Here is a 19,320-nt window from a genome sequence, read left to right on the forward strand (position 1 = left end):
CGTTCCAGACGCCGTACCGCTGTGATCACCCCAGATCCACCGGCCACCGCGCACCTGACGCCCGCTCCACACCTCCACGCCGCGCCGTGCAGGTCAGCGCCGACAGGCTCGCCTGCTCCACGACGCGTACCCCGTCCGGGAGGACACCTTGGCCCAGCGCCAGCGTTCACGCGGCAGTCGCCGCACCCCTGCGCACGCCCGCCACAAGGACAACGAGGGCATCGTCCCCGTCCTGGCCCGGGCGGTGCGCGAGCTCGAGTCCGCGGTCCAGCGCGGCCCGCTGGCGCCGGGACAACGCGTCCGGTTCCAGGTCGTGGCGCTGCTGGCGCGCGAGCACCGCACCCACGTGCGCGCCTCGACCGAGCTGAGCGACGCGCAGAAGGCCGACGAGCTCAAGCGCCTCGACGGCATCGCGACGATCCTGGCCAAGACCGCGACACGCGACCCCTCCCTGTTCGGCCTGCTGTCCGAGGACTCGGTGATCACCGACAGCGCCCGCGACCTGCGCCTGGAGATGCTGCGCAAGGCCGGCATCGAGGCCGTCGCCGAGGAGCCGAAGCCCGACGACGAGTCGGGCCCGGGCCTGTTCGAGCGCCGCGTCATCCCGCAGTCGGTCGTGCAGCACCAGCTGGCCAACCCGTTCCTCGTCCCCGACTTCGACATCGGCCGCGAGCGCCGCAGCGTCCACGGGCAGCTGGCGACGTGGGAGCTCCTCGGCCCGCTGTTCCGCTCCTTCGAGCTCGGCGGCTCGTCCTCGTGCATGGACCTTCCCGAGGCGACCTCGCTCAACGCGCCCGGCAAGCTCGAGCTCATGCCGCACCAGGCCCGGTTGATCGCCGCTGCTGCGGAGGGCCACCGCACCTTCCTGCTGGCCGACGAGCCCGGCCTCGGCAAGACCGCGCAGGCCCTGCTGGCCGCCCAGGCCGCCGACGCGTTCCCGCTCCTGGTCGTGTGCCCCAACGTCGTCAAGACCAACTGGGCCCGCGAGACCGAGCGGTGGACCCCGCGCCGCCGCGCCACGGTGATCCACGGCGACGGCGACCAGGTCGACGCGTTCGCCGACGTCATCATCGTCAACTACGAGATCCTCGACCGGCACGCCGGCTGGCTCGGCAGCTTCGGCTTCCGCGGGATGGTCGTCGACGAGGCGCACTTCATCAAGAACAAGACCTCGCAGCGCTCGCGCCACGTGCTCGAGCTGTCCGAGCGGCTGCGCACCCGCACCGCCCGCCCGCTGCTGATGGCGCTGACCGGCACGCCGCTGATCAACGACATCGAGGACTTCCGCGCCATCTGGCAGTTCCTCGGCTGGATCGACGACACCAAGCCGATGGCCCGGCTGATGGAGCGGCTCGAGGAGACCGAGCTGACGCCGGCCGACGCCCCGTTCTACCCCGCGGCCCGCAAGGCCGTCATCGACATGGGCATCGTGCGGCGCCGCAAGGTCGACGTCGCCGAGGACATCCCGGCCCGCCGCATCGCCGACATCCCCGTCGAGCTCGACGACGAGGACACCCGCTCGATCCGCGCGGCGGAGGACGACCTCGCCCGGCGGCTCGTGCAGCGCTACAGGGCGGCGCTCGAGACCCGTCGTACGGGCTCCGTCGTCGAGGGCATCGACCACGAGCTCGTCCGCCGCGTCGCGACGTGGGAGCGCGAGGAGATGGACCAGGGCACGGGTGGGGAGAACGTCTTCTCGATGTTCCGCCGCATCGGCCGCGCCAAGGCCGGGCTCGCCGCCGACTACGCCGCGCAGCTGGCGCGCAACGTCGGCAAGGTCGTCTTCTTCGCCCGCCACGTCGACGTCATGGACATCGCCGAGGAGACCTTCACCCGGCGCGGGCTCAAGCACGCCTCGATCCGCGGGGACCAGACCCCGAAGGCGCGCGAGCGGGCCATCGAGGCGTTCGTCAACGACCCCGACGTGCAGGTGATCGTCTGCTCGCTGGCCGCGGCCGGCGTCGGCGTCAACCTGCAGGTGGCGTCCAACGTGGTGCTGTCCGAGCTGTCGTGGACCGACGCCGAGCAGACGCAGGCGATCGACCGCGTGCACCGGATCGGGCAGAGCGACCCCGTCACCGCGTGGCGGATCATCGCCGCGCAGACCATCGACACGCGGATCGCCGAGCTGATCGACTCCAAGGCCGGCCTCGCCGCCCGGGCGCTCGACGGCTCTGACGAGGAGGTCACGTCCTCGGCCAACATCCAGACCGAGGCCCTGGTGACGCTGCTGACCGAGGCGCTGGAGCGCGAGCTCGGCTGACGGGGGCACGCGGCTTGTCCCGCGCCTTGTCCCGCGCTGGTCGGTCGGACAGGGTGGGGGCATGACTGAGGACCGCGAGACCTACGGCGACCTGTCGATCGACGACGAGGACCAGCTCCAGTCCGGGGACACCCTGGACGACACGGACGTCGACGACGTGCTCGACCGGGGCTACTCGCCCCCCGACCGCGCGCCGAAGGGCTACGACGACTACCCCACCGAGGCCGAGCGCCTCCGGGGCGAGTCGCTCGACGAGAAGCTCGCCGAGGAGGAGCCCGACATCGACCCCTACGCCGAGGACGACGCGGACGACGACCACGAGGACGAGAACGCCCTCGACGAGCAGCTCGGCCTCGACGAGGCCGACGAGCGCACGGGGCGGCTCGTCCAGCCCGACGAGGGCCTCGGCCTGGACGTCGACAACCAGGAGCGCGCCCGCGACGTCGGCATCGACGGCGCCGGTGCGTCCGCCGAGGAGGCCGCGATGCACATCACCCGCGAGCCCGAGCCGCCGGAGGGCGACGAGTACTGATCGGCGTCAGCTCGCGCGGCCGCCATCAGCCCGCCCAGTGCCGTGAGGGCCACGAACCGGGGGGCGTCGCGATGCCGGGCGGCTGGGCGACGAGCGAGACGCTCAGCACCCTCGGGCTCGGCGGCGCCGACCAGGTGCTCGACCAGCGAGCCCATGGCCCACGTGGCCGGCTCTTCGCCGGGCCCTCGCACCACCACGCCGTGGCCCTTGCGCGGGCTGGACGCCGGCGACGTACGCCGATCGGCTCGCGGACCTGTGGACCCGGCTGCTGCTGGCGGACCCGCTCGGCCGGGGCTGACCACTCCTAGGGTGGGAGGCACCCGACGAGAGGACACACCACCATGGCGCACGTGACGTCAGCGGACGGCACACCCATCGGCTACGACCTGCTCGGCGACGAGGAACCCGTGGTGGTCCTGGTCAGCGGCGGGCTGGACGACGGATCCGAGAGCCGTCCCCTCGGCGAGCACCTGGCGGACGCGTTCACCGTGGTCGCCTACCGGCGGCGCGGGCGGGGCGACAGCGGGGACACCCAGCCCTACGCGGTGGAGCGTGAGGTCGAGGACCTCGCGGCTGTCATCGACGCCACCGGCGGGCGGGCGCACCTCTTCGGTGCGTCGTCGGGTGGCGCCCTCGCGCTGTCGGCTGCCGCGGCCGGGCTGCCGGTCGACCGGATCGCCGTCCACGAGGTCCCCTACCAGCTCGACGAGGAGATGCTCGGCGCCTGGCGCGCCTACCGGGCGGACCTGGCCGCTGCGCTCGGTGCCGACGACCCCGACCAGGCGCTGCGTCTGTTTATGCACCTGGCCGGCTCCGCCGACGCGGACATCGCCGCTGCCGAGGCCGCGCCGGTGTGGCCAGCGCTGCGCGCGCTTGCGCCGACGCTCGCCTACGACGCCGCCTGCCTCGGTGACGGAGCGCCGCCCGCCGACCTGCTCGCGGCCGTGGCACAACCCGTCCTGCTGACCACTGGCGCCACGACCGACCCCCACTCCGCCGGCCTGCCCGTCGACTACTTCGGCGCCGCCGCCGACGCCGCGGCGGCCCACCTCCGCGATGCGCGACGGACCACGCTCGAGGTGGCCGGACACGTCGCCGACCCCGCCCTGCTGGCGCCGGTCCTGGCGGAGTTCTTCCACGGCTGAGGCGCAGCGACCTTGCACCTGTTTTCGAACAGGTGTACGATAGTGCGTAGCACGCCGGTCCACCACGAATCCATCGTCTGAGGTGACGAGGATCCCGGGATCGGGACAGTCACCCATAGAACCCGTCGTGGTGCTGACGGGACGCCTCTGGCTCACCCGGTGACGACCTGGCAACGGCGCCGCCAGTCATGCCTCACCGCTCCGCCCCGGACCAGGGCGGTGTCCCGTGAGCGTGCCAGGAGGTGGCCAGTGCATCCGATCATCGCGTGTGCCGCCGACCTCGGGGCCGCTCTGAAGGCGGTGGCGTCGGTCGAGCCGGCGTTCATGGTGACGGCGGACAAGCAGTCCGCGCTCCTCGCGCTGACGGAGGTGCGGTCACAGCTCGACGCGGTGACGGCTCGGGCCCTCGCGGCCTCCGACGACGTGGGCGAGACCCACGGGCTGCGCGACGCCGCCGCCTGGTTGGCGGTGCAGACCCGCACGACCCGGCGAGACGCCCAGCGTGACCTGTCCCTGGGCCGGGCCCTCGAGCAGCACCCGTGCGTCTCGGACGGGCTGACCTCCGGCGGGCTGCGCTCGGAGCAGGCGCGCGTGATCGCTGAGGCGGTCGACGCCCTCCCGCCTCGGGTCGACGCCGACGTGCGCGGCCTCGCCGAGGAGACGCTCCTGCGGCTCGCCGCCCGACACGACGCCCGTGAGCTGCGGCAGATCGGCAAGCGGATCCTGGACGTCGTCGCGCCCGAGGTGGGGGAGTCCCACGAGGAGGCCGTGCTGGCGGCGGAGGAGTCCCGAGCCGCTGCGGGGGTCGAGCTCACGCTGCGCGACGACGGAGAGGGCCGCTGCCACGGCCGGTTCACCGTGCCGTCCCACGTGGGAGCCGTCCTCGAGCGCCACCTCCTGGCGCTCGCGAACCCGGCCCGGCACCTCGAGTCCGAGCTGCGCGACGAGTCCGGAGGCTTCACGCCGCTCCGTCGACGCCTGGGCGAGGCGTTCGTCGAGTACGTCGAGCGCTTCCCCGTCGAGGCCACGCCACAGACGGCGGGAGTCAACGCCACCGTCGTGGTGACCATGACCCTGGAGCAGCTGATGGCGGAGCAGGCCACGGCACTGCTCGACGACGGCTCGCGGATGTCGGCCGGGCAGGCACGCCGGCTGGCGTGCGAGGCCGGGATCATCCCGGTGGTGCTCGGCACGGCGTCCCGACCGCTCGACCTCGGGCGCACGGCACGGTTGTTCACCAGGGCCCAGCGCATCGCCCTCGGCCTGCGCGATGGCGGCTGCACCGCGAGGGGCTGCGCGACTCCGGTTGAGTCCTCCCCCTGTTTCTCGCGCCGCGCTGGCAGTGGTCGACGGGGTGATCAGCCGCCCGTGACGGGCTCTCCCGAGTCCCACACGTTGCCACGCCACTCGTTCCCGGCGGCCGACGTCTGGAAGGCCGTCGCCGGTCCGTAGACGCCGCACCGGCGGTTGGGACCGCGCTCGAAGACGTTGCCGATGAAGCGGATCTGCGTTGCGACCGGGTAGGGCTTGCTCGGGGAGTAGCCGCCGTACGCGCAGTAGGAGATCGACGAGTTGTTGGCCTTCAGCAGGTTGTTCTCGACGAGCACGTCCCGCACAGGCCCGAAGTCGCCGAAGAGGGAGACGTTCGCCGTGCACCCACCGTCGGTCGAGTTGAGGATCGAGTCGCAGTGCAAGGTGTTGTGCCGCAGCACCATTCCGTCACCGCCATTGGTGAGGAAGGCGTTCGAGTGGACGCTGCCGCCGGCAGGGTTGTACTGGGCGTGGAGCCACGAATCGACGATGGTGCAGTTGTCCATGCAGTGCACGGAGTGCTGACCGCCCGTCACCTCGACCCGGGTGGCGGTGATGTTGGAGCCCCACAGTGCACCGTCCGACCAGCCTCCGGCGACGACGTCGCTGTCGCGGATGTCGAGGCGCTGGTCACGCGCGGTCACCTCGACACGAGGCACGCGGCTGTTGCGGATGGTGAGCGAGAACGGGTGGTAGGCGACCAGCTCGTTGCACGTCGCGCGGACGTCCTTGCCGTCGATGACAGCGGACGAGCCGTGGGACTCACGGAAGATGCACGGCCCGGTGTACCGCTCGAGGGCGACCCCAGCGGGGACTCCCGTGCTTGCGGCGTCCGGGAAGCCCGTGGGCGTGGGCGTCGGCGTCGGCGTGGGCGTCGGGGTCGGTTCCGGGGTGGGTGTCGGTTCCGGGGTGGGTGTCGGGGTCGGGGTGGGTTCCGGTGTCGGAGTCGGGGTCGCAGTGGGTTCCGGTGTCGGGGTCGGGGTCGGGGTCGGGGTCGGCGTTGGGGTGGGGGTGGGTTCCGGAGTCGGGGTGGGGGTCGGCGTGGGCGCAGGAGTGCCCTCGGACGCGTCATGGTTCGCCAGGAGTGCCTCGATCCGGTCGAAGCGACAGCTGTCGTAGGCGTACAGGGCTTCCACGGTGATCGGGGGCGTTGGTTCTGCGCACGTGGGGACGGGCGCCGCATCGGGCGCTGCGGCGTACCCGACCGCGGCGAAGAGGGTGGCGATGGTGCCCAGCGCGAGGCCGGCAGGGCCGAAGCGCCTGAGTGGGGACATGGGAAGCTCCTTGCGGGGGTGGGGTCGCGCACGTCTCGACGAGTGCCGCACGGCACTCATCGAGGCAGGGGTCGTCGCCGTCGTCGCGGCGGTGCCGCGGATGGCGGTGTGTGGTCCACGTCGGTGCTCAGCCGGCTCCGACCCACCTCACGGCGGAGGGATCACGTGACGGTACCCCGCAGCCGGGCCGCTCTTGCACCCCTCAGCCGTAGCGAGCATCGATCTACCCACAATGTGCTCTCGAGCGGTGTCCCCGTGGACACCGCACCGTGCGCATCCGCCGATGAGCAGGCGAGGGGCTCCGCGAAACTCGCTGGTGGCCCGCCGCGGATCGTGTGAACGTGCCGTCATGGCCGACGACGACGTACGGAGCAGAGCGGCGGAGGTGAACGAGCAGCTCCGCGCCGTCGAGGTGACGGCTGAGACGGTCACTCGACCTGCCGGTCCGCACACGCGGACCGTGCACTCGTTCCTGCGGCACCTTCGGGAGAACGGTCTGGACTGCGTTCCCGAGCCCGTGTCGCTCGACGACGAGACCGAGACGCTTCGACTCATCGAGGGCGACAGCGGTGGTGACGGATGGAGGAACCAGCACGACGAGGATGGGCTGCGCTCGGCAGCGCGCTTGCTGCGGCGCATCCACGACGCCTCTGCTGACTGGGCTCCACCCCCTGACGCCGTCTTCGCTGCTCCGATGGCCGATGGCGGCGACGTCTTCGTCCATGGCGATCCCGGACCCTGGAACTTCGTCTGGCGCGACCGGGAGGCTGTCGCGCTGATCGACTGGGACTTCCTCCATCGAGCGCCCAGGCTCGACGACGTGGCGTACGCCCTCCGGTGGTTCGCACCGGCACGAGACGACGAGTCGACGCTCGAGTGGCACCACTTCCCACATGTCCCCGACCGGCGCGCGCGCATCGAGGCCTTCCTGGACGCGTACGGCATCCCGGCCGACTTCGACGTCGCCGACGCCGTTGTCCGACGCATCCACGCCACCCTCAACCACCTCCGTTTCCTCGCCGGACAAGGGCAGGAACCGCAGAGGACGTGGGTCGCTGAGGGCAGCGTCGAGAGGCAGGAGTTGGCAGAGATCGCCTGGATCGAGGAGAACAGGGCGTTGCTGTCCCGTTGACCGCCGCGGTGCGCTCAGCGACCAGCTCGCGACCCATCAGCCGAGGACCGCGCGGTCATGGCACACGTCTGGGCCAGGCCCAGCGCCCAGCACGTCGGACACCCGCGCAGCAGCACCGCGGCCGGCACGATGAGCAGCAGCGCGAGCGGTCCGAGCCACGGGATCAGCACGAAGGCCGCCACCATCATGGGGAGCCCCAACGCGCCCCGGACGAGATGCCGAGGAACGCTCCGGCTGGCGAACATCGTGTCGGGCTGGCTCATGCCGTGGGTTCGCGGCCGGCGCGGCGAACGGATGGGTCACCGAGGACAGCACGGCTGCCCCCGGCCCAACGGCTGGTTCGCCCACGACCCCAACGACCCCGAGCGCCGCGACGACCCGGGCCGACGGCCACCGCCTCCGTAGCGGACCCGGCATCCCGGCAGGCGCGCTCGACGGCGAGCCGCCGTGCTGTCAGGCTCGTGGGATGGACGACGGCGAGCGCGAGAAGGCACGGATCGCGGGGGTCTTCGACCGCGCCTCGGCGACCTACGACCAGCTGGGCATCGAGTTCTTCGGGACGGCGGCCGCCGAGCTCGTCCGTCGTACTGACCCGCGGCCGGGTGAGTCGGTGCTCGAGCTCGGCAGCGGTCGCGGAGCGTCGGTGCTGCCCGCCGCCGAGGCGGTCGGGCCCCGCGGTCGCGTGGTCGCGACCGACCTGGCTCCCGGGATGCTGGCGGGGCTGCGCGCGCTGACCGCGGACGTGCCGTGGGTGCAGGTGGCCGAGGGCGATGCCGAGCACCCACCCGAGGGACCGTGGGACGTCGTGCAGGCAGGGCTCGTGCTCTTCTTCCTGCCCGACCTCCACGGCACGCTCGACCGCGTGCGTGACGTGCTCGCGCCTGCGGGACGCCTGGGCTTCACCTGGTTCGGCGAGAGCGACGACTCCTGGCAGGAGCTGACCCGGCAGCTGCGGGAGCTGGCGCCCGAACCGGCCGGCCCCGACCCCGCTGACGAGGACCGCGGGCCGTTCTCCTCGGTGGCGACGATGCACGACGTCCTGTCCGACCACGGCTTCCTGGACCCCACGACCAGCACCATCCGGGTGCAGGTCGAGTTCTCGGATGCGGACCAGTGGTGGGCGTGGATCTGGTCGGCCGGGCTGCGGGTGATGGTCGAGCGGCTCGAGGCCCACGGCGTCCTCGACCGGGCGCGGGCCGTGGCCGCCCCCGAGCTCGAGCGGCGAGCGATCGCAGGGACCTTGTCGTGGTGGACCGACATCCGGTGCACGCTGGCCCACCGCTGACCGCTCGGGCCCGTGCGGTGACGCACGACCGATCCGTCAGCGCCGGCGGAACCACCCTCGGCGCTGCGGTTCCTCCACCGGCAGCTCCTCCTCGTCCGGACTCCCGAACGGCTCGAGCGAGCCGTCCCACCCGTTGACGTCCGACTGGGTGAGACCACCGTCGGCGTAGGTGTAGCGCCACTGCGAGCCGTCCTCGCCGGTGATGAGCACGGTGCCCTGGGTGACCCACCTGGCCAGCTCGGCGTAGAACGCCGTCGCCTGCTCTGACCACTTGGGGTCGCCCTGGTCGTCGGTGGCCAGGACCAGCCACTCACCGTCGCGCTCGACGGAGGTCGCGGCGTACGTCGCCAGGTCCGCGAGGGACGAGACCGGCCACTGGTCGTCCTCCGGGTCGAAGCAGCCCTGCCGGGTCGCCATGGCCGCCGTCAACGCCTCGAACGCGGCCCCCTCGTCCGCGGTGGGGAGCAGCAGCCGGCCCGTCGTGTCCACGAGGTAACCCATGGCGGCGAGCGTGCCACAGCGCTCGCCGACTGCGCTCCAGAATCGCTGTGCACGCGTCGCGCAGCGTCAGGACAAGCCCGTCGGTCAGGGCGCCAGCAGGGACCGCACCGACGCAGCGACCCGGTCGACATCGACGGCGCGGGACGTGTCCACCTCGAGGAGGGGACCCAGCCCCAGCGGCGCGACCTCCTCGCGCCACAGCTCCGCCTCGGTCCGGAGGCCGTCGAGGTGTCGCGAATCCCTGACCCGGCGGCCGTAGCGCTCACGGGCGACCTCCAGCGGCACCCGGCAACGCACCTCGACGATCGGACCCGGCAACGACCGCGCCAGCGGCTCCGCGTACGGGTACCAGGTGCTGTCGATGACGGCGGCACGACAGCCTCGCGCGGCGCCCAGCAGGGCGAACACCGCCATCCGCCCCAGCCGTCGGGACGCCTCGACGTCGGAGGGAGGCCCGACGGCGTCCATGAGCGCCTCCTTGACCGCGTCCTTAGACAGGTGCGGGACGTCCAGCTCGGACGCGAGCGCGCCCGCCAGGGTCGTCTTGCCCGAGCCCGGCCATCCGCCGACGAGCACATAGCCGCGCATGGCACGAGCGTGCCACGCGCCAGTGGTGCGCGGTGCTCGACCTCTGCGTCGCCGTCATGCTGGTGACGCACGCAAACCTGACCCGAAGGAGACGCCCATGCGCGACACGCAGCTCCCCCCGTTCGCCGCCTGGAGGTTCGTCGGCGCGGTCGACGGGTTCGAGGTGCTCTATCCCGACGGTCGACACCTGCGCGGGCACACGTCCGCCGTCGAGGACGGGCGACCGTACGCCGTCCACTACGACATCACCGTGGACGACGAGTGGCGCACCCGTGAGGTGCGGGTCAGCACCGACGTCGTCGGCGGCCCCCGCTCGCGGGTCCTGGTGTCCGACGGGCGCGGACGCTGGTCGGTCGACGGCGAGGCCGCGCCGCTCCTGGACGGCCTCGTCGACGTCGACCTCGAGGCGTCGGCGTGCACCAACATGCTGCCCGTCCACCGCATGGAGATGCCGGTGGGGGAGGTGGTCGCCGCGTCAGCGGTCTACGTCCAGGCCCTCGACCTCGAGGTCCGCCGGCTGGACCAGACCTACTGCCGCCACGACGAGCGCTCGTTCGACTACACGTCCGAGGGCGGGTTCGCGGCCCTGCTGACCTACGACCCGGCCGGGTTGGTCACCGACTACCCGGGCATCGCGACCCGCTTCGCGTGAGCGACGGACGCCACCGGGGTGACGACGGGCCCCTCAGCCCATCCGGCGCAGCACGCCCACCGGGACGTGCTTGACCACGAACCCCAGCGGGGCCCAGGGCCAGGCCGGGACGCGCGCGGTCCTCTTCTCCTTCTCGATGGCCTCGACCATGGCGCGCACGCCCTTCTCGGTCGAGGTCATCAGCGGCGTCCGCGCCGACATGCCGGACATCTCCGAGACGATGTAGCCGGGGTAGAGCACGGTGACCTTGATCGGCGTGCCGTGCACGTCGGCGCGGAAGCCCTCGGCGAGATGGGCGACCGCGGCCTTGCTGGCGGCGTACGTCGTGATGTTCCTCGGCATCCCGCGCAGCGCGGAGAAGCTCGACACCATCACGAGGTGCCCCGCACCCTGCGCGCGGAAGATCGCGGCCGCCGCCTCGGTCTGGGCGAGCGCGCCGATGAAGTTCGTCTGGGCGGTCTCGCGGTTGGCGTCGAAGCGGCCGGTGCCGAGCGGCTGGCCCTTGCCGAGGCCCGCGTTGACGACGACCCTGTCCAGGCCGCCGAGCTCCTCGCGGAACTGCTCGAAGACCTCGAAGACCGCGTCGTGGTCGTTGACGTCGAGCGCCTTGACCGACACGGTCACGCCGGGGTGGGCGGCGGTGATCTCGTCGCGGAGCTCCTCGAGGCGGTCGGTGCGCCGTGCGCACAGCGCCAGGTCGTGGCCGAGGGCCGCGAACTGGCGGGCCATCTCGGCGCCGAGGCCGCTGCTGGCACCGGTGATGAGGATCGAGGGCACGGGAGGTCTCCTGAGGGGCGAGGGGTCAGCGGTAGGTGAGCAGGTCGGGGGAGAGGTGGTCGTGGGCGTTGAAGGCGACGAGCGTCGTGCCCCGCGAGCCGCGGACGACCGTCGAGGTGCCGGTGTTGACCGAGACGGGGTTGAGCCGCATCCACAGCCCCGTCCGGGCCGGGGCGTCGTCGGCGAGCAGCGACGCGCAGACCCAGGCGACGGGTCCGCCGCTGGTGAGCACGAGCGCGGTCCCGCCGCGGGGGAGGGACGCCGCCAGGTCGGCCAACGCCGCCTGCACGCGGGAGGCGAACGCGGTGAACGACTCGTCGTAGGCGTCGTCGTGCTCGCCGGAGGTCCACCGCAGCGTCGCCTCCTCGAACCAGCGCTGGAAGGCCGCCTTCTCCGACTCGCCCTCGGCGGTGCTCGGCTGGTCGTGGACGGCCAGCACCTGCAGGTGGTCGAACTCGTTCCACCCCGGGTCGACCTCGACGGCCCCCGGCAGGCCGGCGCCCTCGAGGACACCGGCAGCGGTCTGGTGGTGCCGCCTCATCTCGCCGGCGACCACCACGTCGGGCACGATGCCGCGGGCCGCGAGGGCGGCGCCCAGCACGCGTGACTGCTCGTGCCCGGTGTCGGAGAGGTTGTCGTAGTCGGCCGCTCCGAACGACGCCTGCCCGTGCCGCACCAGCAGGATCCGGCTCACGCCGTCCCCTCGACGAGGCCGTCCAGCCGCCGGCCGATGATCTGCACCGCGGACCCGAACAGCGCGTACATCTCGTTCGTGGTCTGGCCGTGGAACCAGCGGTAGTAGATCTGCTGCGCGATCACGGCCATCCGGAACAGCCCGAAGACCTCGTAGAAGCGCCACTGCCGGGGCGTGACGGCGCGACCGGTGCGCTCGGCGTACGCCGTCACGATCTCGTCGCGGGTCAGCATCCCCGGCAGGTGGGTCGGCACGCGCCGCATCATCTGGAACTCGTCGGGGTCGTCCGCCTGCACCCAATAGGCCATCGAGCCGGCGAGGTCCATGAGGGGGTCGCCCAGGGTGGCCATCTCCCAGTCGAGCACGCCGACGACGCGGGTGACGTCGTCCGCGTCGAGGACGAGGTTGTCGAGCTTGAAGTCGTTGTGGATGACGCAGGTCGCGACGTCGTCGGGCTGGTGCGCGTCGAGCCACGCCATCACGGACTCGAGGTCGGGCACGTCGTCGGTGCGGGCGTTGCGGTAGCGCGTCGACCAGCCCTCGACCTGGCGGCGGACGTAGCCGAGCCCCTTGCCGAGGTCGGCGAGCCCGGCGGCCTCGGGGTCGATGGCGTGGAGCTCGGCCAGCACGTCGACGGCGTCGAGGCACAGGGCGCGGGCCTGCTCGGGGGACAGCGGGACGTCGGCGGGCCACTCGCTGCGCGGGATGACCCCGGGGATGCGGTCCATGGCGTAGAAGTCCCCACCGACCACCTCGGGGTCGTCGCAGAAGGCGACCATGGGCGCGACGTAGCCGAAGACCGGCGCGAGGGCGGACTGGATCGTGAACTCGCGGCGCATGTCGTGCGCGCCCCTGGCCTTGGTGCCCTGGGGTGCGCGGCGCACGACGAGGTCGCGCCCGGACGGGTAGCGCAGCAGGTAGGTGAGGTTGGACGCCCCGCCGGTGAACTGCCGCGCCTCCGGTTGGCCGTCCAGGCCCTCGGGGGTGGCGGCGTGGGCGCGGAGCCAGTCGGCGACCCGTGCCACGTCGAAGGCGTCCTCCTCGCGCACGTCGCGGGCGCCCGGCACGGCGGTCACGACGCCCCCTCGACGCCCGCCTGCAGCCGGGCCGCCTGGCGCCGCATCACCTCGTCGTAGGCCGGTCGGTCGGCCCACTTGAGGAAGTAGGCCTGGCGCGCCGGCTCGTCCGGCACGATGACGTCGTCACCGGCGTCCATGCCCGCCAGCACCGCGGCCGCGATCTCCTCGGCGGTGATGGAGGAGCGCTCGACGAGCCCGGCGACGACCTGCCCGACGACCTCGTCGCTGCCCTGCATCGAGTCCATGAGGTTGGTGCGGAAGTAGGACGGGCACACCGCGCTCGCGCGGATGCCGAACGGCGCGAGCTCGTGCCCGCACGTCTCGGTGAAGGCCACCACGGCGGCCTTCACCGAGTTGTAGGAGCCCATGCCCCCGGGGTGGACGAGCCCGGCCAGCGAGGCCACGTTGACCAGGTGCCCGGAGCCCTGCTCCTTCAGCATCGGCACGAACGCCTTCGTGCCCCGCACCAGCCCGAAGAGGTTGATGTCGAAGATCCACTGCCACTCCTCGAGCGTGGTGCGGTCGACCCGCCCGCCGCTCGCGACCCCGGCGTTGTTGACCAGGACGTCGAGGCCGCCCCAGCGCCCGCGCACGACGTCGACCGCTGCGGCCCAGTCGTCGTCGGAGGTGATGTCGAGGACGAGGTCAATGCCGTCGGCCTCGACGCGGTCGGTGGCGAGCACCTCGTCGCCGCGGGCGCGGAGGGCCGCGACCAGCGCAGCGCCGAGGCCCGACGCGGCGCCCGTGACCAGGACCCTCCTGGCGTCCGCGGTGCTCACGAGGTGTGCTTCCCGAGCTCGATCTTGGCGATGACGTTGCGGTGCACCTCGTCGGGGCCGTCGGCCAGCCGCAGGGAGCGGGCCCCCACCCAGGCCGAGGCGAGCGGGAAGTCGTCGCTCATGCCGCCACCGCCGTGCAGCTGGATGGCCATGTCGATCACGTCGAGGGCCATGCTGGGCACCTCGACCTTGATCTCGCTGACGGCCGAGTAGGCCTCGCGGCTCATGCCCTGGTCGAGGAGCCAGGCGGCGTGCATGACCAGCAGCCGCGAGCGGTTGATGGCGATCCGGGCGTCGGCGATGCGCTCGCGGTTGCCGCCGAGGTTGGCGATCGGCTTGCCGAAGGCGGTGCGCGAGGTGGCGCGGGCGCACGCGAGCTCGAGGGCGCGCTCGGCGAGGCCGATCGCGCGCATGCAGTGGTGGACCCGGCCCGGCCCGAGCCGCCCCTGCGCGATCTCGAACGCGCGGCCCGGACCGAGGAGCACGTTCGACAGCGGCACGCGTACGTCGTCGAAGGTCACCTCGCCGTGGCCGAGCGGCTCGTCGTAGTAGCCCATCGTCGTCAGCATCCGCTCGACGGTGACGCCGGGGGCGTCGCGGGGGACCAGCACCATCGTGTGCCGCGAGTGCCGGTCGGCCTCGGGGTGCGACAGGCCCATGAAGACGAGGACCCGGCAGTCGGGGTTGCCGACGCCCGTGGACCACCACTTGCGCCCGTTGATGACGACCTCGTCGCCCTCGACCTGTGCCGTGGCGGCCATGTTGGTCGCGTCGGAGGAGGCGACCGCGGGCTCGGTCATGCAGAAGGCGCTGCGGATCTCCGCACGCAGGAGCGGCTCGAGCCACTGCCGGCGCTGCTCGTCGGTGCCGTACTTGAGCAGGACCTCCATGTTGCCGGTGTCCGGGGCGTTGGAGTTGAAGACCAGGGGAGCGAGGAAGGAGCGGCCCATCTCCTCCGCGACCGGCGCGTAGTCGACGTTGGAGAGGCCCTCGCCGCCGTCCGTGCCGAAGTCGGCGGCGTAGCGGCTCGCATGGGCGGCGGGCAGGAACAGGTTCCACAGGCCCTGGGCGCGGGCCTTGGCCTGGAGCTCGGCGATGAGCGGGTCGGGGGTCCACCGGTCGCCGCCGGACTCGCGCAGCCGGGTGATCCGGCGGTGCGCCTCGGACTCGATCGGCTCGATCTCGTCCGTGACGAACGCGCGCACCCGCTCGCGGAGGTCGGCGGCGCGCGGGGAGAGGGAGAAGTCCATGCGTTGACCTTGGCACACTGTTGAGCAATGCTCAACAGTGTGTCCGACCCTGCCGCGCCCGCTCCCGCGCGCCGTCGACTGAGCGCGGACGAGCGCCGGCGCCAGCTGGTGGCCATCGGCCTCGCCAAGATCGTCGAGACGCCGATCCAGGACCTCTCGATGGACGACATCGCCGTGGAGGCGGGCATCTCGCGCGGGCTGCTCTTCCACTACTTCCCGACCAAGACGGACTACTACCTCGCCTGCATCGCGGCGGCGGGGCGGCGGATGCTGCGCACCACGGCGCCGGACGAGTCGCGCCCGGGCCCCGAGCAGGTCGAGACCACGACCCGGCTGATGGTCGAGCAGATCGAGCGGCGCCGCGACTTCTACCTCGCGCTGGTGCACGGCCACGGCGTGGGGGACCCGCGGGTCAGCGAGGTGATGGACTCGGTCCGCGACGGCAGCACCGCGCGGGTCATGGCGGCGCTGGAGGTCCCGGAGCGCCAGCGCGACGTCGTCCGCGCGTGGTGGGCCTACACGGAGGACCGGGCGCTCACCTGGTCGGCTGTGCCGACCGGCGAACGCCCGGTCTCGGTGTCGGAGCTGGTCGAGGAGTGCGTCGCCGCCCTCCACGCCCTGCTGTCGATCAGGGCCTGACGAGTCCTGGGTGCTGCTCGGGTGCTACTTGGTGACGCGTCCCGTCACGCTGAAGCGGGACCTGTCGTCGAGCGGACGCCCGCCGCAGGCGAGCACCGTCCGGCGGTTGCACTGGTAGCGCGTCGAGGCGTTGACGAGCGTGACCGTCACCGCGCCGACCCGCTTGCTGCTGAACGCGACCGTCTTCCGGCCGTCGCCGCCGCGGTTGAGCTTGACGAGCTTGACCTGCCGCTTGCCGTTGACGAGGTGGACCACGACGACCGCGGCGGGGGAGGTGCGCTTGTCGGGACCGGTGACGGACACGGCGAGCTTCCACTTCTTGGCGCCGAGGCCCTTGCCCGGCGTGAAGGCGTACGACATGGAGGCGAGGTGGTTGATCTTGGCGCCGTAGCGCTTGGTGCGCTTGTTCTTGCTGAGCGCCTTGGCGGCCTTGACGCCGGGGAAGGGGTACTCCGCGCCCTCGGGGTAGTTGGCCGCGGGCGTGAGGTTGCCGGCCGCGAACGTGGCGTAGTTCTTGGTCAGCCCGCCCTTGCCCTTGAGCACCTTCTCCAGCGCCGGGATGCTGTTCTTGCCGCCGTCGCCCTTGAGCGAGCCGGCCTGCTTCCACGCCTTGTTGACGATGCCGAGCCCGTAGCGGGTGCTGAGGTACTCCCAGAAGATCCAGTTGCCGTACTGGAAGGTCGAGGTGCGGCTGAAGACGTCGAGCGGCACGTAGGGCGCGTAGAGCTGGCTGGAGGGGAGGTACTGGCGGTTGTCGTTGACCAGCGTGGCGATGCGCTCCTCCATCCACGTGGCGGTGGACTCCATCATCCAGAGGTCCTCGCCGTAGTCGTAGGCGAACTGGACGGCGTGGAAGAACTCGTGCCCGGCGGTGACCGTCAGGTTGTCGGTGGGAGTGCCGGTGGGGAACTGCGCCGCGACGTAGTCGTTGTCGAGGACGCAGTAGCCCGAGGCCGTGCGCTTCTTCACCTGGCGCTCGGGAGCACAGAAGCCGTAGAGCCCCGTCCCGAGGTCCTTGAGGTAGACGTCGAAGAGCGGGTTGCCGCCGGCGGCGCCGTCGGTCAGCGGGGCCCGGTAGCCGAGCTGGTCGACGATCGTGGTCCACACCGAGTCGAGCACCGCGAGGTTCTGCGCGGGCCACTCGGGCGTGGGCGGCGCGTCGGTGCCGCTGGGGACGTAGTGGAGGCACAGGCGCGTGTTGCAGACCGGCGGTGCCTCGGCAACGGTGTAGCCGAAGCCCTGCGGGTCGCCCGGGCCGTCGGTCGGACGCGCCAGGAGCGCCTCCGCGCGGCGCAGGTCGGCGCCGCGCAGCTGCGACTTCTTCATGAAGAGGTCGCGCAGGGCGAGGGTCGCCGACGGGTCGGCCGGCCGGGCCTTGCCGTCGAGCACCCGTCGGGCGGCGGCGAGCGCGTCGGTCGCGGTCGGCGACCAGGCGTCGGGGAGCGCGACCTGGGGAGCGGCGAGCCGCTCGGACGGGCGGCCCAGCGAGCCGATGGGGCCGGTGGGCGTGTCGTTGTCGGCGGCGACGGCGGGGGCGGAGAGTGCCGCGCCGCCCATCAGTGCGATGGCCACTGCCGTGGTGAGCAATCTGCGCATGTTTCCCCTCGTGGTTGTCATGTCGGGCATGACCATAACGCCCCCGTGCGACGTCGCGGGGGTCCGCGCAGCAGTCAGAGGTCGGCGATGTGCTCGATGATCGCGGTGGTGGAGATGGCAGGGGTGCGCTCGAGGTAGACGACCTCGCACACGTCGGCGTACTCGTCGAACTTCCCGGCCCAGTCGTCGCCCATCACGAGGACGTCCGCACCGTGCTCGACGATGTAGTCGCGCTTCTGCTCCAGGCTCTGCTCGACGAAGACGCCGTCGACGACCTTGAGCGCCCCGACGATCGCCAGTCGCTCGCGCTGGCTGAAGATCGGCGCGCGGCCCTTCTTGCGCTCGTTGAGCGCGTCGGCGGAGACGCCGACGACGAGCCGGTCGCCCAGCGCCGCCGCGCGCTCGAGCACGCGCAGGTGCCCGACGTGGAACACGTCGAACGTGCCGAAGGTGATGACGGTGCGAGGCATGCGCGGCATTCTGGCACGGTCAGGGAGGATGGCGAGCATGCCCGACCAGGCCACCGCCCACCCTCCTCGCATCTCGCTGATCACCCCCGACCCGGGCGCCGACGAGGCGCGCCGCCGCGGCCTGCGCCGGATGCGCACGGTCGCCGTCGGCCTGCTGGTGCTCGCCGCGTGCGTGTACGTCGCCACGCTCGGGCGCGACGGCGCGTGGGGGTTCGTCAACGCCGGGGCCGAGGCGTCGATGGTCGGCGCCATCGCCGACTGGTTCGCCGTGACCGCGCTCTTCAAGCACCCGCTCGGCCTGCCGATCCCGCACACCGCGCTGATCCCCAAGCGCAAGGACGAGCTCGGCAAGGGGCTCGAGGAGTTCGTGGGGGAGAACTTCCTCCAGGAGGACATCATCCGCGAGCGGGTCCTGGCCGCCACCATCTCGGCCCGTGTCGCCGACTGGCTGGCCGACCCGCTCAACGCCCGCCGGGTGGTCGACGAGGCCTCCGACGTGGCGGCGATCGCGCTGGGCAAGGTCCGCGACGACCACGTCGCCGACCTCGTCACACAGGCGCTGGTGCCGCGCTTCCACGAGGAGCCGATCTCACCGCTGCTCGGCTCGGCGCTCATGGAGGTGCTGCGCGACGACCTGCACCACGGGGTCGTCGACCTGGCCCTCGACGAGATGCACCGGTGGCTGCTCGACAACCCGGAGACCTTCACCCGGGTGCTGGAGGAGCGCGCGCCGTGGTGGGCGCCGCCCAAGCTGAACGACGCCGTGACCTCCCGCCTGCACGTCCAGGCCGTGGCGTGGCTGGAGGACATCCGCGACGACCCGCACCACCGCGCCCGCGAGGCGCTCGACTCGATGCTCGGCCAGCTCGCCCATGACCTCCTCAACGACCAGGAGACCCGCGATCGCGCCGAGGCGTTCAAGAACCGGCTGCTGGACCACCCGCAGGTCGTCACGACCGCCATCTCGCTGTGGAAGGCCATGCGCTCGGCGCTGCTCGCCTCGGTGAGGGACAAGGAGGGTGCCGTCCGACAGCGCCTGCTGGCCGAGCTCACCCTGTTCTCCCAGCGGCTCCGCGAGGACGCCGTCCTGCGCGAGCGCCTCGACCGGGCGGCCGCGGACCTCGCGGTGTTCACCGTCGAGCGCTACGGCGCGGAGGTCACCACGGTGATCACGTCCACCATCGAGCGGTGGGACGGCAAGGAGGCCGCCCGCCGCATCGAGCTGCACGTGGGCCGCGACCTCCAGTTCATCCGGATCAACGGCACGATCGTGGGCGGCCTGGTGGGCGTGCTGATCCACGCCGTCAGCCTGGCGGTGCACTGACGGTGCACTGACGGTGCACGGACGCGGCA

General features: G+C 72.2%; 20 protein-coding genes. 9 read left to right on the forward strand and 11 right to left on the reverse strand.

Features of this window, described 5'->3' with window-relative positions; translation table 11 throughout:
* Positions 1-148 precede the first annotated feature (148 nt).
* The 4 genes from SHK17_RS06330 to SHK17_RS06345 all read left to right on the forward strand — a co-directional run bounded on the left by SHK17_RS06330 (position 149) and on the right by SHK17_RS06345 (position 5,392).
* Positions 149-2,263 carry a DEAD/DEAH box helicase gene (locus tag SHK17_RS06330; RefSeq protein ID WP_322921487.1) on the forward strand — a complete coding sequence of 705 codons (2,115 nt, stop codon included), beginning with the start codon at positions 149-151 and terminating at the stop codon, positions 2,261-2,263.
* Positions 2,264-2,324: 61 nt separating this feature from the next.
* The gene (locus SHK17_RS06335; RefSeq protein WP_172270682.1) at positions 2,325-2,795 is read left to right on the forward strand and encodes a DUF5709 domain-containing protein; all 471 of its coding nucleotides are present in this window, start codon (positions 2,325-2,327) and stop codon (positions 2,793-2,795) included.
* A 341-nt stretch (positions 2,796-3,136) separates the two neighbouring features.
* Complete coding sequence (locus SHK17_RS06340; protein ID WP_322921488.1) at positions 3,137-3,940, forward strand: alpha/beta fold hydrolase; 804 nt, start codon at positions 3,137-3,139, stop codon at positions 3,938-3,940.
* A 249-nt stretch (positions 3,941-4,189) separates the two neighbouring features.
* On the forward strand, positions 4,190-5,392 hold the full coding sequence (locus tag SHK17_RS06345) for a DUF222 domain-containing protein (RefSeq protein ID WP_322921490.1): 1,203 nt from the start codon (positions 4,190-4,192) through the stop codon (positions 5,390-5,392).
* Here the strand turns inward: SHK17_RS06345 and SHK17_RS06350 are convergent.
* Positions 5,299-6,525 (reverse strand): hypothetical protein, encoded by a 1,227-nt coding sequence (locus tag SHK17_RS06350; protein ID WP_322921491.1) that lies wholly within the window; start codon positions 6,523-6,525, stop codon positions 5,299-5,301. The two genes, SHK17_RS06345 and SHK17_RS06350, sit on opposite strands and share 94 nt — an antisense overlap.
* A gap of 349 nt (positions 6,526-6,874) precedes the next feature.
* On the opposite strand from SHK17_RS06350, the gene SHK17_RS06355 reads away from it, so the two are divergent.
* Positions 6,875-7,657 (forward strand): aminoglycoside phosphotransferase family protein, encoded by a 783-nt coding sequence (locus SHK17_RS06355; protein ID WP_322921492.1) that lies wholly within the window; start codon positions 6,875-6,877, stop codon positions 7,655-7,657.
* Between the two features lie 14 nt (positions 7,658-7,671).
* Here SHK17_RS06355 and SHK17_RS06360 read toward each other — a convergent pair whose 3' ends face one another.
* Complete coding sequence (locus tag SHK17_RS06360; RefSeq protein WP_322921493.1) at positions 7,672-7,920, reverse strand: hypothetical protein; 249 nt, start codon at positions 7,918-7,920, stop codon at positions 7,672-7,674.
* Between the two features lie 203 nt (positions 7,921-8,123).
* Between SHK17_RS06360 and SHK17_RS06365 the strand changes: the two genes are divergently transcribed.
* Entirely contained in the window at positions 8,124-8,942 is an 819-nt protein-coding gene (locus tag SHK17_RS06365) for a class I SAM-dependent methyltransferase (protein WP_322424616.1), read from the forward strand.
* Positions 8,943-8,978: 36 nt separating this feature from the next.
* Here SHK17_RS06365 and SHK17_RS06370 read toward each other — a convergent pair whose 3' ends face one another.
* Complete coding sequence (locus tag SHK17_RS06370; RefSeq protein ID WP_322921494.1) at positions 8,979-9,443, reverse strand: hypothetical protein; 465 nt, start codon at positions 9,441-9,443, stop codon at positions 8,979-8,981.
* Positions 9,444-9,527: 84 nt separating this feature from the next.
* Positions 9,528-10,031 carry an AAA family ATPase gene (locus tag SHK17_RS06375; protein ID WP_322921495.1) on the reverse strand — a complete coding sequence of 168 codons (504 nt, stop codon included), beginning with the start codon at positions 10,029-10,031 and terminating at the stop codon, positions 9,528-9,530.
* A gap of 97 nt (positions 10,032-10,128) precedes the next feature.
* Between SHK17_RS06375 and SHK17_RS06380 the strand changes: the two genes are divergently transcribed.
* Positions 10,129-10,683, forward strand: coding sequence for a putative glycolipid-binding domain-containing protein (locus SHK17_RS06380; protein ID WP_322921496.1), 555 nt, complete (start codon positions 10,129-10,131; stop codon positions 10,681-10,683).
* A gap of 33 nt (positions 10,684-10,716) precedes the next feature.
* Here the strand turns inward: SHK17_RS06380 and SHK17_RS06385 are convergent, their stop codons facing one another.
* From SHK17_RS06385 to SHK17_RS06405, 5 genes are read right to left on the reverse strand one after another with little or no spacing between them, the layout of a single operon-like run.
* A complete protein-coding gene (locus SHK17_RS06385; RefSeq protein WP_322921497.1) occupies positions 10,717-11,460 on the reverse strand; it encodes an SDR family oxidoreductase in 744 nt (247 codons plus the stop codon).
* Positions 11,461-11,485: 25 nt separating this feature from the next.
* On the reverse strand, positions 11,486-12,154 hold the full coding sequence (locus SHK17_RS06390; RefSeq protein WP_322921498.1) for a histidine phosphatase family protein: 669 nt from the start codon (positions 12,152-12,154) through the stop codon (positions 11,486-11,488).
* Positions 12,151-13,230, reverse strand: a complete 1,080-nt coding sequence (locus SHK17_RS06395; RefSeq protein WP_322921499.1) for a phosphotransferase family protein — start codon at positions 13,228-13,230, stop codon at positions 12,151-12,153. Before SHK17_RS06395 ends, SHK17_RS06390 begins: the two co-directional genes overlap by 4 nt.
* Positions 13,227-14,012: an SDR family NAD(P)-dependent oxidoreductase gene (locus tag SHK17_RS06400; RefSeq protein ID WP_322921500.1), complete on the reverse strand. Its 786-nt coding sequence runs from the start codon at positions 14,010-14,012 to the stop codon at positions 13,227-13,229. Before SHK17_RS06400 ends, SHK17_RS06395 begins: the two co-directional genes overlap by 4 nt.
* A complete protein-coding gene (locus SHK17_RS06405) occupies positions 14,009-15,262 on the reverse strand; it encodes an acyl-CoA dehydrogenase family protein (protein WP_322921501.1) in 1,254 nt (417 codons plus the stop codon). Before SHK17_RS06405 ends, SHK17_RS06400 begins: the two co-directional genes overlap by 4 nt.
* Before the next feature lie 39 nt (positions 15,263-15,301).
* On the opposite strand from SHK17_RS06405, the gene SHK17_RS06410 reads away from it, so the two are divergent.
* Positions 15,302-15,901: a TetR/AcrR family transcriptional regulator gene (locus SHK17_RS06410; protein WP_322921502.1), complete on the forward strand. Its 600-nt coding sequence runs from the start codon at positions 15,302-15,304 to the stop codon at positions 15,899-15,901.
* A gap of 24 nt (positions 15,902-15,925) precedes the next feature.
* Here the strand turns inward: SHK17_RS06410 and SHK17_RS06415 are convergent, their stop codons facing one another.
* Both SHK17_RS06415 and SHK17_RS06420 read right to left on the reverse strand, forming a co-directional pair.
* Positions 15,926-17,497 (reverse strand): MXAN_6640 family putative metalloprotease, encoded by a 1,572-nt coding sequence (locus SHK17_RS06415; protein ID WP_322921503.1) that lies wholly within the window; start codon positions 17,495-17,497, stop codon positions 15,926-15,928.
* A 74-nt stretch (positions 17,498-17,571) separates the two neighbouring features.
* Positions 17,572-17,967, reverse strand: a complete 396-nt coding sequence (locus tag SHK17_RS06420; protein WP_322921504.1) for an adenylyltransferase/cytidyltransferase family protein — start codon at positions 17,965-17,967, stop codon at positions 17,572-17,574.
* 37 nt (positions 17,968-18,004) lie between these two features.
* On the opposite strand from SHK17_RS06420, the gene SHK17_RS06425 reads away from it, so the two are divergent.
* Positions 18,005-19,291 carry a DUF445 domain-containing protein gene (locus SHK17_RS06425; RefSeq protein ID WP_322424609.1) on the forward strand — a complete coding sequence of 429 codons (1,287 nt, stop codon included), beginning with the start codon at positions 18,005-18,007 and terminating at the stop codon, positions 19,289-19,291.
* Positions 19,292-19,320: the final 29 nt, after the last annotated feature.

This window comes from Nocardioides renjunii (assembly GCF_034661175.1).
Classification (GTDB): Bacteria; Actinomycetota; Actinomycetes; order Propionibacteriales; family Nocardioidaceae; genus Nocardioides; species Nocardioides renjunii.